We start from the raw sequence: 15,625 nt of genomic DNA on the forward strand, positions 1-15,625 counted from the left end.
TACAAAGAACGATATGAAAAATTCTATACGTAAAATAGCAGTTTTTAGTCTGTTGATTCTAACAATGTTATTTGCTTCTTGCGAAAAAGATCTTGAACCTCAGGTGTTTGATAAATTAGCCCCTTCAACATTTTTTAAAGATGAAGTCGATGCCAAAGCGGCCCTTACTAATTTGTATACAGGTATGTTAGAGGGATCTGCTGGAAATGGATATGGTTCAATGCAAGCATCATGGGTAGTACAAAGTTCCCAAACTACAGATGAATTAATCTGTTCCTGGGGCGATGCGGGAAGATGGGCGAAATTAAATATGCTCAATTTTGATGATCAGTTCAATTCTATTACACATCACTATACACAGCTGGTACCGCGCGTTACGAATGCGACAGTACTTTTGCAGAACATTGACGCTATTCCAATGGACGCAGGGTTGAAAAAAAGATATTTGGCTGAAGTAAAGGCTTTACGAGCACATATGAGTTATATGTTATATACTTTATATGGTCCGGTATCAATTGTTGTAGATCCGACATATGCACTTGACCCTAATTCTTTGCCGGAACCCCGACCGACAAGTGAATGGATGATAAAGCAAATTGAAAAGGATTATAAAGATGCAATAATTGATTTACCGGTCCTTTATCCTGCCTCAGATTATGGTCGCTTTACAAAAGGAGCAGCCATGATGGGATTGCTAAAATTGTATATGAAAGAAAAAAAATGGACAGAAGCTATTACTGCCGGAAGAGAGTTACAAGCTTTAGAAGCACAAGGCATCTATACTCTGGTCCCGGAATATGAAGATATTTTCACGATTCAAAACGAGCAGAATAAAGAAATGATTCTGGCTATTTCCTGTGCCCGAAATACTAATAATTATAATATGTGGTTAGCACACGTTATACCAGGAGATTATGTTGATCCTTCTGGTCAGTCCATTCAGGCTTGGGGAGGATATAAAATGCCATGGAAAACGTACGACAAATTTAATCCTGCTGACAAACGTCTGAAACAATTGCTGGCAAAATATCCTACTGATGGAGGTGCCATAATTGATGCGCGTGCAAAGGGAATGGAGGGAGCGATTCCTAAAAAATACGGTATAGATCCGGATGCTACCGGTGAAGATCATGGAACTGATATTGTAGTGTGGCGTTACGCAGATGTTTTACTATCATTGTCAGAAGCCATAAATGAAGTAAGCGGACCAACGCAGGAAGCATACGATTTAATAAATAGAGTCCGAACAAGAGCCGGTTTGCCAGGTTTGGATCCAAATTTATCAAAAGATCTTTTTAGAAATAAAATTATGGATGAACGATTATTTGAATTATGGTGCGAGGGCTCACGCAGAGATGATTTAATTCGTTGGGGCAAATACATTCAAAGAGCAATTGATGATGGATCTGCCTTTGCAACTGAGAACAAAATTCTTTACCCATTACCAAGAAAACCAATAGATGAAAGTAATGGCAAAATTGTACAGAATCCTGGTTATTAAATTTAAGGCTTAAAAGCCAGAACTATTAGATAATTTTTTTCTACTATAGTTTCAATAATAGTAAAGTACCATGTTATTTTATTTAGATAGCATGGTACTTTAAATTATATTATAATTAAAATGCAAGAGTATATGAAAGTTAAAAATTTAGCAGTACTACTTATTGTTGTAGGATGTGTATTTTCTTCAACTGCCCAATCATTCGAGGGGGTAAAAGAATTAGCAAACCGGCGTGTTCCCTGGCTTGCAGGTAAATTGGTTTTTTCACCGATATCAAAAGAAAATGGCAAAGATGTTTTTGAACTATCTTCAAAAAAAGACAAGATATATATTGGAGCTACTGATGCCAATTCGGCTTCCTCTGCTTTAAACTGGTATTTAAAATACTATTGTTATCGCAATATGTCGCACATGGGAGATAATATGAAACCTCTTGAAAAGATACCGGTAATTGATAAAAAAGTCAGGATTGTTTCTCCTTATCGTTTCCGTTATGCATTAAATTACTGTACGATCAGTTATACGATGAGTTTTTATACATGGAAAGACTGGGAACGTGAATTAGACTGGATGGCATTAAATGGCGTAAACCTAATGTTGGCTCCTGTTGGTGTAGAAGTGGTCTGGCAGAATACAATGCAACGTTTGGGATTTACGGAAAAGGAGATTATTGATTTCATACCAGGCCCCGCATTTAGTGCCTGGTGGCTTATGGGGAATCTGGAAGGCTGGGGAGGTCCTGTATCACAAAACATGATAGACCAGCAGGCATTATTGCAGCAAAAGATTTTAAAACGCATGAAAGGGCTCGGCATTGAACCTGTTATGCAAGGCTTTTATGGAATGGTTCCCACGACTTTAAAAAATAAAGAAAAAGTAACTATAATTGACCAGGGAAAATGGGTTGGCGGAGGCTTTACCAGACCCGATTTTTTAGTACCAACAGATCCTTCTTTTGAGAAAATTTCCAGTATTTATTACGAAGAAATGAAAAGACTGTACGGTAACGATCTGCACTTTTTTGGGGGTGACCCTTTTCATGAAGGCGGAAATTCAAAAGGTGTCGATCTTACAGTTTGCGCTAAAGAAATTCAAAAACAAATGCAGAACTCTTTTCCTGCCAGTACTTGGGTACTTCAGGGATGGCAGAAAAACCCATCGAGTAAACTACTTGCCGGTTTGGATAAATCAAAGACCCTGATTATTGAGTTGTTTGGTGAAAATACAGCAAACTGGGAAACTCGTAAAGGATATGAAGGAACTCCATTTGTATGGAGTAACGTAAGCAATTTTGGAGATAAAGTTAGCTTATACAGTAAAATGCAAAGATTTGCGGATGAAGTATATCGTGCTAAAACGGGGCCATATAATGCTTTTTTAAGCGGAATCGGAATTATCCCTGAAGGGCTTCATAATAATTCGGCTCCTATTGATTTTATGTTAGAGCTCGGTTGGCATAAAGATAAAGTCGATACTAAAGAATGGATAAAAAATTACGTAAAATATCGCTATGGAAAAAGTAATGATACTATTCTTAAAGCATGGCAAGGGTTTCTTGAAACCATTTACAGTAGTCCAAACGTTTATCAGGAAGGTGGAGCAGAATCAATTTTTTGTGCCAGACCTTCAGCAAATGTGCAAAGTATATCGTCATGGGGAACCAGAAAAAGAAATTACGATGTAGTAAAGTTTGCTGATGCCGTTAAACTTTTCGTATCTGCTTCAAAAGAATTTGAGCAAAGTGAAACCTATCAGGTTGATAAAATTGATTTAGTCAGACAAGTTAATGCAAATAAAGGTGATGTCGTATATCAGAGTATGATTGATGCCATTAATAAAAAGGATGTAGTTGCTTTTGAAACAGCTTCTAAACAGTTTCAAAATATGATTCTACAGCAGAATGAATTATTAAATTGTAATCCACATTTCTCGCTACATACCTGGCTAAAGCAGGCAACTGATTTTGGAACCACGCCCACGGATAAAGAATTAGCATTGTGTAATGCAAAAGAACAAATTACAATATGGGGACCTTATGATCCTAAAACCAATTTGCATGATTATGCTTTTAAAGAGTGGGGTGGACTTTTAGGTTCTTTATATTTGGACCGATGGAAACTGTTTGAAAAAGAACAGATGGAGCGTCTTAGAAATCAACAAGTAAGTCCCTCTAATTACTTCGATATAGAAAGAAAATGGGCGACAGAAAACAATTTGTTTGTACCACATATATTGACAAAAGAGCAGGAAGATTCTTTGATTAATCTGATTTTGCGATAGGAGGTATCTATAGTCAATTACATTTTTAATGTAAGGTTATAACCTGAATATGCACTTTGAATTCACTTAGCTTTAGCAAAAAGTTAAGTGAATTTTTTTTTAATAAAATATTTTAATACAGAAAAAATAAGAATTCAGCTTTAATTAAAGTATGTTATTAACATGTTGATAAATAATGATTTAAAGTTTGTTCTTGTGATTAGTTTCAAAAAATTAATTTTTATATTTGAAATGAGTTAACGGCTTATTAATTTAAAATATTTATTATGGAAAAAGCTATACAATTGAAAGTGCGTAAGGAATTGAATGGTCAACAGCAGTTGAATATAATTAAATTAAAAGGAAGTTTAATTTCTAAAGGCTATACAGAGATAATACATATTCTGGATCAGGATGACGAGTTTCATATTAATTCATTTGAAACACCAGTTGAAACTAAAAATGAAGTACAGGAATATATTACAGCATTTATTAATAGAGAAAATCTGGCCGATACTATAACAATATATAAATGATTAGTAGATTATAATTTTTCAATCAGAAATAAAATATGTTTCATTAATAAATTAACGTGAATCCAAAAAAAAAGTGTTCGATTAGTCGGACACTTTTTTTTTGGCAGGTTGTGTTTGCAATCTTTAATTATACTTTAAGGATTTCTTATAAATGTATTTTTCTTTTATAATTTTTAATGGAAAATTAAGGATGCCTTCAAATCATTGAATTTTTTGTTAAAGAGAACTGATAAAATGCTTAATTTTTATCATTTTTATTTCGTACAATGTTTTTTATAGTTGTTTTTATTATCAATTTCTGAAAATATATTAAAACAACCGGTTGTGTGTTCAATTGTTTTTTTATATTTGTAATAAATACACTTATTAAGTAAGTAGATTTTAAATTGAATATTTTTAATATAAACTGACATTCTAAGATGTTAAATAATAATCGAACAATTCAAATGAAACAGCTACACATCTTTTCCTTATTATCATTTTTAGTATTATTTCTTTTCTCTTTCAATGGAGTGACTGTAAAAGATACCCTAACAAATAGACAAATTAATAAAGGACCAATTTTCTCTAATGTAATTTATCAGGGAGATGATAATATCTATAAAAATAATCCACTGAAACAAGATGAGTTTTATTCGCCGGTTTTGCAAGGATGTTATCCGGATCCCGCCATTACCAGAAAAGGAGATGATTATTATATGGTTTGTTCTTCATTTGCGATGTTTCCCGGAGTGCCGATTTTCCATTCTAAAGATTTAGTGAATTGGACCGATCTGGGAGGTGTATTAAATAATGTTTCCGAATTTAATCCGCATGATACTGGTATTAGTCAAGGCGTATATGCTCCAGGAATCACGTATAATCCTCACAATGATACTTTCTATATGATTGTAACAGCCTTTACGGGAAATATGGGAAACATTATAGTTAAAACAAAAGATCCGTTGAAAGGCTGGGGAAGTCCGATAAAACTCGATTTTAACGGAATCGACCCTTGTATATTCTTTGATGATAACGGAAAAGGGTATATCGTTCATAATGATGCTCCGGACAAAGGAAAAGAATTGTATGAAGGCCATCGTGTCATTAAAGTGTGGGAATACGATGTCGCAAACGATAAGGTAATTCCGGGTACCGATAAAATTATCGTAGATGGAGGGGTAGATCTCTCTAAAAAACCAATATGGATTGAAGCACCGCATTTGTATAAAAAAGACGGACATTATTATTTAATGTGTGCAGAAGGCGGAACCGGAGGAAATCATACTGAAGTGGTTTTTATTAGCGACAGCCCAAAAGGGCCTTTTAAACCAGCATCAAATAACCCAATCCTTACACAAAGATATTTTCCGAAAGACAGGGCTGATAAAGTAGATTGGGCAGGTCATGCCGATTTAGTTTTAGGACCTGATAACAAATATTATGGTGTATTTCTGGGTGTTCGCCCAAATGATAAAGACAGGGTAAATACGGGACGCGAAACTTTTATGCTGTCAGTAGACTGGTCAGGCGTTTTTCCTGTTTTTGAAAATGGATTAGTGCCGTTAGAACCAAAAATTAAAATGCCGAAAGGTATTACTGAAAACAAAGCAGGAAGAGACGGATTTGTTCCTAATGGAAATTTCACGTTCACTGAAAATTTCACCTCTGAAAAATTAGATTACAGATGGATAGGGTTGAGAGGACCTCGTGAAAATTTTATTTCAATAACTAAAAAAGGACTTCATATTAAACCTTTTGAAGTAAATATTAAAGAGCTTAAACCAACGTCTACACTATTTTACAGACAACAGCACAATACTTTTTCTTTTGCAGCCACAATCGATTATATACCTGCATCTGAAAAAAATCTTGCCGGAATTGTTTGCCTTCAGAACGAGCGATTTAATTATGTTTTTGGTATAACAAAAAAAGGAAAAGACACTTATGTTTTATTGGAAAGAACTGAAAAAGGACAATCAAAAATTATCGCAAGTGCCAAAATCGAAATAAAGAAAAATACCCGCTTGCAGGTAAAAGCAAACGGAGACAGTTACGAATTTAGTTATGCGCTGAATGGTACCGATTTTGAAAATTTAGGAGGAAGCGTTTCAGGAGATATCCTTTCAACAAATGTGGCCGGAGGTTTTACAGGAGCATTAGTAGGATTATATGCTACGGCTTCAAATGATGCTCAGGTAAAATAAATTGACACTAAAATATCAATACAATGAAATCAATAATTAGGTTTTTCGCATTTGCTGTTGTTTTTTTAATCGCACAAAAAGGATATTCACAAGATCCTAATTTTCATGTTTATCTGAGCTTTGGACAATCCAACATGGAAGGATATGCCAAAATAGAACCACAGGATAAAGAAGGAGTCGATGATCGATTTCAGGTTTTACAGACGGTTAATTGTCCTGACCTTAAACGAGAAAAAGGAAATTGGTATACCGCTATACCGCCTTTGTGTCGTTGCAACACCGGATTGACACCAGTCGATTATTTTGGAAGAAACCTGATAGCCAATTTGCCAAAAAATATAAAAGTAGGCGTTATAAATGTGGCCGTTGGAGGCTGTAAAATTGAACTTTTTGATAAGGACAAAACAGCAGACTATGTGGCGACAGCGCCAGACTGGATGAAAGGAATATTGAAAGAATATGATAACAATCCCTATGCGCGCCTTGTAGAAATGGCCAAAATTGCACAGAAAAAAGGTGTCATTAAAGGCATTTTACTGCATCAGGGAGAATCAAATACGGGTGATACACTTTGGCCTAAAAAGGTAAAAATTGTGTACGATAATCTGATGAAAGATTTGAATCTGGATCCAAAAAAAGTGGCCCTGCTTTCAGGAGAAACCGTAAACGAAGACCAAAATGGTAAATGTGGAAGCATGAATAAAATCATTGCAACACTGCCAAAAACAATCCAGAATGCCTATGTAATTTCATCTCAGGGATGTACCGCTGAGGCCGATTTTTTACATTTTAATGCCGCAGGTTACAGAGAATTAGGAAGACGATATGCAGATAAAATGCTTTATTTATTGGGTTATAAATTCTCAGAAGGTAAATCGCCTTTAAGAGTGCAGGCACCAGTTGGTTTTGACCAGTTAAATTCGACTGTGCCATCAGGAAAAATAGAAAGCATCAGTTACGAATCTAAAACAGTGGGATCCGTCAGAAAAGCTACTGTTTATACTCCTCCTGGATTTAATAAAAAGAAAAAATATCCTGTATTGTATCTTTTGCACGGAATTGGAGGCGATGAAAAAGAATGGCTTAATGGAGCAAATCCGCAGGTTATATTAGATAATCTGTATGCTGAAGGAAAAATTGAGCCGATGATTGTGGTCATGCCAAACGGTCGTGCAATGAAAGACGACAGCGCTGCCGGAAACATTATGGCTCCGGATAAAGTTCAGGCATTTGCTGTTTTTGAAAAAGATTTACTAAACGATTTAATTCCGTTTATCGAAAAAAAATACCCGACTTACAAAGACAGAGAACACCGCGCCATTGCTGGTTTGTCAATGGGTGGTGGACAATCGCTGAACTTCGGTTTAGGGAATCTGGATAAATTTGCCTGGGTTGGTGCGTTTTCGGCGGCTCCCAATACTAAAATGCCTCAGGAGTTGCTTCCAAATCCGGAAGAAGCAAAAAAGAAATTAAAACTCCTTTGGATTTCCTGTGGTGATAATGACTGGCTGATTGAAAACAGCAGGAGAACCCATGATTATTTGTATAAAAATGATGTGCCTCATATCTATTATATCGAGCCGGGAGTACATGATTTTAAAGTTTGGAAAAACGGTTTATATATGTTTTCGCAGTTTTTGTTTAAACCTGTAGATCAATCTCTTTTCTCTTCCTATACTATTTTAGGAGAAACGGCACCGACTAACATTCGCAATGCAAAGTATCCGCAAATATTGCCGGACAATCGTGTTGTTTTTAAAGTAAATGCTCCTGCAGCTTCAAAAGTGCAGATTGATTTAGGCAAAAAGTACGATATGACAAGAGATTCAGATGGATTATGGACCGTAACCACTGATGCAATCAATAAAGGATTTAATTATTACTCCTTAGTTATTGATGGTGTGGCTGTAGCCGATCCGTCAAGTGATACCTTTTATGGGATGGGAAGAATGGCCAGCGGTATTGAAATTCCGAATAAAGAAGGCGATTTTTACGCCTTAAAAACGGTTCCTCACGGAGATATCAGAATTAAAAAATACTTTTCAAAAGCCACTAATTCCTGGCGTGAAATGTATGTGTATACGCCACCGGGGTATGAAAATTCTACTGAGAAGTACCCGGTTTTATACTTATTACATGGAGGCGGTGAAGACCAAACCGGTTGGGCAACACAAGGAAAGGCTAATTTAATTTTAGACAATTTAATAGCCGATAAGAAAGCAAAACCAATGGTGATTGCCATGCTTGATGGCAATATGGGAAATACCGGAGGCGTTCCTGGCTTTAATGAAAATGCATTGAAAGCTTTTGAAAATGAATTAAAAGTAGGTGCAATTCCTTTTGTAGAAAGCAATTTTAAAGTTGCAACCGATGCTAAAAACAGAGCTTTAGCCGGTTTATCAATGGGTGGATTGCAAACCTTGTATGCCGGAGTTAAAAATTCAGATCTATTTTCAAGTATTGGTGTTTTTAGTTCGGGCTGGTGGGCTAATAACGCTACTTTATCAGCACCTCAATATGAGTTTATGAAAAATAATGCCGCAGCTATTAATTCAAATATTAAAAACTTTTGGATTTCAATGGGTGGCAAGGAAGACATTGCTTATGAAAATTGCAAAATAATGATGCGCAAATTTGACGAAATGGGGATTAAATATAAATACAGCGAATATCCAGGAGGTCATAGCTGGCCGGTATGGAGACACGATTTAATGATGTTTACTCCGTTGTTATTCAATTAATTATTTCGAAACGAATAGATCCAAAAACGAAAAAAAAGTATGAAAAGATATTGCATTGGCATAGTGCTGTTTTTTGGAGTTTCATTGTCTGCACAGCAGACCAATGATTTAAAGCTTTGGTATAATAATCCTGCTGGTTCTGTTTGGGAAAATGCATTGCCACTGGGAAATGGTTTTCAGGGTGCTATGGTATACGGCAATGTAGAAAAAGAAATTTTTCAATTGAACGAAGCAACCGTCTGGAGTGGCAGTCCGAACAGAAACGACAATCCAAATGCAAAACAGGCTCTGGGCGAAATAAGAAATCTTATTTTTCAGGGAGAATATAAAAAAGCAGAAAAGCTGATTAATGAAAATATAATTACTAAAAAATCCCATGGGCAAATGTTTCAGCCTGTAGGGAATTTAGAATTACATTTTTCTGATCAGCACAACTTTACTGATTATTACCGCGAACTTGATATTGAAAAAGCCGTTGCGAAGACTAGTTATAAAGTTAATGGCATTACGTATACAAGAGAAGCCTTTACATCTTTTCCGGATCGGGTTTTAGTGATAAAACTTTCGGCCGATAAACCCGGAAAATTATCTTTTAGAGCCGATTTTACTTCGCAGCATAAAAAACAGGAAATAAAAATTAACGGTAGTAATGAACTGTCACTTTCGGGTATAACAAGTGATCATGAAGGAGTAGAGGGAAAGGTCAAATTTAATGCACTCGCCAAATTTAAAGTAAAAGGAGGACGTATAAATACTACAGACAATTCAATCCAAATTGAAGGAGCGGATTCCGTTTTAATTTATGTTTCTATTGCAACAAACTTTATAAATTATAAGGATATCAGCGGAAACGAAAAGGAGCTTTCAAAATCTTTTTTAAATAAAGCATTTGATAAGGATTATGATAAAATGAAACAGGGTCACATTGCCCAGTATCAAAAATATTTTAAAAGAGTTACACTTAATTTAGGAACATCAACAGCTTCAAAAGTACCAACAGATGAAAGGCTGGCCAATTTCAGAAAGGTTTCAGATCCATCTTTTGTTACCTTGTATTATCAATACGGACGGTATTTATTGATCTCCTCATCACAACCCGGAGGTCAGCCTGCAAATCTTCAGGGAATCTGGAATGCCGGTATGAAACCTGCGTGGGATAGCAAGTATACCATCAATATTAATACGGAGATGAATTACTGGCCGGCTGAGAAAACGAACTTATCAGAAATGCATGAGCCGCTCTTAAAAATGATTCAGGAATTAGGAGAAACCGGAAAAGAAACGGCAAAAGTAATGTATGGTGCCCGCGGTTGGATGGCGCATCATAATACGGATATCTGGAGAATTAACGGCGCTGTTGACGGTGCCACCTGGGGAGTATGGAATGCAGGGGGCGGCTGGTTAAGTCAGCATTTGTGGGAACATTATCTGTACACAGGTGACAAAAAATATCTTGAATCTGTATATGAAACGCTTAAAGGTGCAGCCGATTTTTATGCTGATTTTTTAGTAAAAGGTCCTGCCAATGGCTGGCTGGTAGTAGCGCCTGGAAACTCGCCTGAAAATTCGCCAGCAGCACATCAGGGTTCTGCCGTTACGGCCGGCTCAACGATGGACAACCAAATCGTATTTGATGTTTTTACTTCGGTTATAAAAGCATCAGAAGTATTAGGGAAAAACAAACAATATACAGACAGCTTAAAAACTTTAAGAAGTATGCTGCCTCCAATGCAGATTGGAAAACACAATCAGCTTCAGGAATGGCTGGACGATGTCGATGATCCAAAAGACAATCACCGTCATATTTCGCATTTATATGGCTTGTATCCTTCCAATCAAATTTCGGCGTATAGATCTCCTGAGCTTTTTGCAGCCGCAAAAAATACATTATTGCAAAGAGGCGATATCTCTACGGGCTGGAGCATGGGCTGGAAAGTAAACTGGTGGGCAAAAATGCAGGATGGCAACCACGCATACAGCTTAATTCAGAATCAATTAACTCCGCTTGGTGTGAACAAAGAGGGAGGCGGAACTTATAATAATTTGTTTGATGCTCATCCTCCCTTTCAGATTGATGGCAATTTTGGATGCACCTCCGGAATCACCGAAATGTTGATGCAAAGTTCAGATGATGCCCTTCATTTGTTGCCTGCCTTGCCGGATGCCTTAAAAAATTATGGCGCGATTTCAGGTTTAAAAGCACGTGGCGGTTTTGAAATTAAGGATCTGAAATGGAAAGACGGAAAATTGACTACCGTAACTATTCAGTCCAATCTTGGCGGAAATCTTCGATTGAGAACGCCAAATGAAATTAAGCTCAAAAACAATAAAGAATTAAAAATAGCTGCCGGAAATAATCCAAATGTTTTTTATCAGACAGAAGAAGTGAAAAAACCGGTTATCGCCGCTGCAGCTACTATAAAACCTTTAGATATTACCGCAACTAACTTATACGACATAGAAACTGAAAAAGGTAAAATCTACAGTTTCATAATTAAATAATAGCATGAATAATCTTTTTATAAAATATAGAATCTTGTATTGCCTGTTGGGCTTAATTGTAACATCGTCCGTAACAGCTCAAATGCAGTTGTTTGATTTAAAGGAGGTACGATTAACACAAGGTCCGTTTAAAAATGCCCAGGATGTCGATCTCAAATACATTTTAGAGATGAATCCGGATCGGCTTTTAGCGCCTTATCTTATAGCCTCCGGAATACCGGTAAAGGCAGAACGTTACGGCAATTGGGAAAGTATAGGACTTGACGGTCATATTGCCGGGCATTATCTTTCGGCTCTGGCGATGATGTATGCTTCAACAGGAAATATCGAAGTCAAAAACCGACTGGATTATATGATTTCAGAATTGGAGAAATGTCAGCAAAAAAACGGCAATGGTTATGTGGGTGGAATTCCGCAGGGAAAAGTTTTTTGGGACCGCATTCATAACGGAGACATCGACGGAAGCAATTTCGGATTAAACAATACCTGGGTTCCGCTTTATAATATTCACAAGCTTTTTGCCGGTTTAACCGATGCCTATCGCTATACCGGCAATGAAAAGGCAAAGGAAGTTTTAATAAAACTGGGCGATTGGTTTATCGAATTAATTCGTCCGCTTTCTGAGGATCAGATTCAAAACATATTAAAAACAGAACATGGCGGCATAAACGAATCTTTTGCCGATTTATATATCATTACCAAAGACAAAAAATACCTGGAAACAGCAGAAAAAGTTTCACACTTAGCAATATTAAATCCGCTGGAGAAAAGAGAAGATAAGTTAACAGGTTTGCACGCCAATACCCAAATACCAAAAGTGATTGGTTTTGAAAAAATCGGTGTACTGTCCGGAAATAAAGACTGGACAGATGCCGCGCAGTTTTTCTGGGAAAATGTTACCCAAAAACGCAGCGTAGCTTTTGGAGGAAATAGTTTTGCAGAGCATTTTAATCCAACCGAAGATTTTAGCGGAATGCTGAAATCAAATCAGGGACCGGAAACTTGTAACTCCTACAATATGGAGCGCTTGTGCAAAGCCTTGTTTCTGGATAAAAATCAGGTAAGTTATCTTGGTTTTTATGAGCGTACGCTTTACAATCACATTCTTTCGAGCCAGCATCCTGAAAAAGGTGGTTTTGTGTATTTTACTCCCATCAGGCCAAATCACTATCGCGTGTATTCCCAGCCCGAAACAAGCATGTGGTGCTGTGTGGGTTCAGGGCTTGAAAATCATTCAAAATATGGTGAATTAATTTACAGCCACACTTCTAATGATGTTTTTGTAAATCTCTTTATTCCGTCGACTTTAGACTGGAAAGAAAAGGATATTTATATTGAACAAAATACCAAATTTCCTTACCAAAACAGTACAGCGCTTGTTTTGAAACTAAAGAAAAGCAAAACATTTTGTATGAATATTCGCCGTCCGGAATGGGCTCAGGATTTTGAAGTTTCAATCAATGGAAAGATTCAGAAAACAGAAGCAAAGCCGTCCAGTTATGTAACGCTTAACAGAAAATGGAAATCAGGAGACAAGATTACCGTTACGTTCAAAACTTCTACACATTTAGAAAGCTTGCCTGATGGATCCAACTGGAGTGCTTTTGTAAATGGCCCTATTGTATTGGCCGCCAAAACTTCAAACAAAGATTTAGATGGATTATTTGCCGATGACAGCCGAATGGGACATGTCGCTTCCGGTAAATATTACCCGTTGGATCAGGCGTACGAAATGATTGGAGATAAGGCAGGGTATATTGCAAAATTGAAGGAAGAAGGAAATCTGCATTTTCGTTTAGATTCTCTGGAATTACAGCCTTTTTTTGAAATTCATGACGCGCGCTATCAAATGTATTTTCAAAATTATACGAAAGAACAGTATCAGGAAAAACATGCCTTATTGAAGCAACAGGAAATTGAGGCATTGGCTTTGGAAGCTAAAACCATCGATAAAATTAATTGTGGTGAACAACAGTCAGAAGTAGATCATGGTTATAAAGGCGAAAAAAGTGATTCCGGTTACGACGACACCAAAGCCTGGAGAAGCACACGCTCTTATATTTCCTATCAATTATTAAATAAAAATAAGGCGGGAAAATATTTGGATATAAGCTGCACTGCCGATTTTAAAACTGATAAAATTACGATTCTCATCAATGATAAACCGGCGCAAATTATTTCTTCAGCAAATAAAACTATTCGATTAAATGTTGAAAATATTGAAATTGTCATCATCATCATAAAATCAAATGACGGAAGCAATAGTCCAAAATTTCATCAATTCAGAATTATAAAAGAGTAGAAAATGGCACCAAATAAAATGAAAATTACAAATACTTTTTTTAGTCTTATGCTACTTTTTACTTTATGTAATTATGCACAAAACAAGGCAAAGAATCCGATTATTTTTGCCGATGTTCCTGATATGTCGATCATTCGTGTAAATAATATGTATTACATGAGCAGCACGACCATGCACATGAATCCCGGCGTTCCCATCATGAAATCGGACGACTTAGTAAATTGGAAACTGGTCAATTATGCCTATGAAACCTTAGAAGATGATAATGATAAATTAAATCTGGATGACGGAAAAAATGATTACGGAAGAGGGTCCTGGGCAAGCAGCCTGAATTTTCACAATGGTATTTATTACGTAAGCACCTTTTCCGGAACGACGGGTAAAACCTATATTTTTTCTACAAAAGATATAGAAAAAGGACCATGGAAAAGAACCGTTTTCACTACATCTTATCACGATCATTCTATTTTTTTTGATGAAGATGGAAAGGTTTATATGGTTTGGGGCGCTGGAAAACTGAATATAGTAGAATTAAATTCAGATTTATCGGCTATAAAAGAAGAAACAAAAAAAGTCCTAATTGAAAACGCTAGTGCTCCCGCCGGTACCAATATTATGCTGCAATCTGAAGGTTCACAGCTATTTAAAGTTAAGGGCAAATATTATCTGTTTAATATCGTCTGGCCAAAAGATGGAATGCGAACGGTGATTATACACAGAGCCGATAAAATTTCAGGTCCGTGGGAAGGAAAAGTAGGTTTACAGGATTTAGGCGTGGCGCAGGGCGGACTTATCGACACACCAGACGGAAAATGGTTCTCTTATCTGTTCAGGGATTTTGGAGGAGTGGGCCGTATTCCTTATTTTGTTCCGGTTACGTGGCAAGACGGCTGGCCAATTTTAGGAGAAAATAATAAAGTACCGGAATATCTCAATTTACCGGCAGGCAAAGGTTTAATTCCCGGAATTGTAAACTCAGATGATTTTAACCGAAAAAAAAATGATCCCGATTTGCCTTTAGTATGGCAGTGGAACCACAATCCGGATAATTCACTCTGGTCGGTAAAAGAAAGAAAGGGTTACTTAAGATTAAAAACCGGAAGAATCGACAGTAGTTTTGTTCAGGCAAAAAATACATTAACCCAAAGAACTTTTGGGCCTGAAAGTACAGGAACAATCGGGATGGAAGTTTCTAAAATGAAAGATGGCGACTTCGCAGGACTTTCTTTATTACAAAAAGACTTCGGACTGATCGGAGTAAAGGTTGAAAAAGGTTCGAAAAAAATTGTGATGGTTGAAGCGTTGAAAGATATTCCAACAACAATAGAGAGCGTTCCTTTAACTCAGGATAAAATTTATTTCAGGGCAGAATGCAACTTTAAGGACAGAGCAGATGAAGGAAGATTTTTTTACAGCTTAGACGGTAAAAAATGGATCAGTATTGGAAAAAAAATAAAACTGCCCTATACACTTCCGCATTTTATCGGCTATCGATTCGGGTTGTTCAATTATGCCACAAAAAATGTGGGAGGCTTTGTCGACTTTGACTATTTCTATATTGAGGATCAAATTTCAAAGAATAATTAAGTCGATTTAAG

The 15,625-nt window shown here is 36.6% G+C and carries 8 protein-coding genes; all 8 read left to right on the top strand.

Features of this window, described 5'->3' with window-relative positions; genetic code table 11:
• Positions 1–13 precede the first annotated feature (13 nt).
• Positions 14–1,501, top strand: a complete 1,488-nt coding sequence (locus tag AC6CH4_RS12190) for a RagB/SusD family nutrient uptake outer membrane protein (protein ID WP_498103348.1) — start codon at positions 14–16, stop codon at positions 1,499–1,501.
• 132 nt (positions 1,502–1,633) lie between these two features.
• Entirely contained in the window at positions 1,634–3,781 is a 2,148-nt protein-coding gene (locus AC6CH4_RS12195) for an alpha-N-acetylglucosaminidase (protein ID WP_498103349.1), read from the top strand.
• Between the two features lie 266 nt (positions 3,782–4,047).
• A complete protein-coding gene (locus tag AC6CH4_RS12200) occupies positions 4,048–4,296 on the top strand; it encodes a hypothetical protein (RefSeq protein WP_498103350.1) in 249 nt (82 codons plus the stop codon).
• A 446-nt stretch (positions 4,297–4,742) separates the two neighbouring features.
• Positions 4,743–6,482: a glycoside hydrolase family 43 protein gene (locus AC6CH4_RS12205; protein ID WP_498103351.1), complete on the top strand. Its 1,740-nt coding sequence runs from the start codon at positions 4,743–4,745 to the stop codon at positions 6,480–6,482.
• 23 nt (positions 6,483–6,505) lie between these two features.
• On the top strand, positions 6,506–9,223 hold the full coding sequence (locus AC6CH4_RS12210; RefSeq protein ID WP_498103352.1) for an alpha/beta hydrolase-fold protein: 2,718 nt from the start codon (positions 6,506–6,508) through the stop codon (positions 9,221–9,223).
• 39 nt (positions 9,224–9,262) lie between these two features.
• A complete protein-coding gene (locus AC6CH4_RS12215) occupies positions 9,263–11,725 on the top strand; it encodes a glycoside hydrolase family 95 protein (protein ID WP_498103353.1) in 2,463 nt (820 codons plus the stop codon).
• A 4-nt stretch (positions 11,726–11,729) separates the two neighbouring features.
• Positions 11,730–14,027, top strand: coding sequence for a glycoside hydrolase family 127 protein (locus tag AC6CH4_RS12220; protein ID WP_498103354.1), 2,298 nt, complete (start codon positions 11,730–11,732; stop codon positions 14,025–14,027).
• Positions 14,028–14,030: 3 nt separating this feature from the next.
• Positions 14,031–15,614: a glycoside hydrolase family 43 protein gene (locus tag AC6CH4_RS12225; RefSeq protein ID WP_498103355.1), complete on the top strand. Its 1,584-nt coding sequence runs from the start codon at positions 14,031–14,033 to the stop codon at positions 15,612–15,614.
• Positions 15,615–15,625 lie beyond the last annotated feature (11 nt).

It is taken from the genome of Flavobacterium sp. GQ95, from assembly GCF_059758655.1.